Origin of the sequence: Flagellimonas flava (assembly GCF_050617915.1) — a bacterium.
Lineage (GTDB): Bacteria > Bacteroidota > Bacteroidia > Flavobacteriales > Flavobacteriaceae > Flagellimonas > Flagellimonas flava_A.
The window spans coordinates 1-231 of record NZ_JBODQE010000222.1; the positions used below are offsets into that span (position 1 = coordinate 1).

A 231-nucleotide genomic window follows, 5' to 3' on the forward strand; every position below is an offset into this window, starting at 1 on the left:
GCGGTTGCGTTTGCCCAGTTTCTAGGGATAATTGATGAACAAACCACCTTTAACGCCATTGATGGACTTCATACAGCGACCATAAAACGAGATATAGTCACCCTAAAAATGCACGATGTGGAAGAGGTTCGCCAAAAGGATGCCTATAGCTTTTTGGGTACTGGTTCACCCCACCATGTGCAACTGGTTCATGAACTCGAAAAATTCAATGTAACCAAAGAAGGGGCCAAG

Annotated in this window: 1 pseudogene; it reads left to right on the forward strand. The window is 44.6% G+C overall.

What is annotated here, in order from left to right:
* Positions 1-231 (forward strand): annotated as a pseudogene (locus ACRHOZ_RS21610) (diaminopimelate epimerase); the annotation flags it as partial.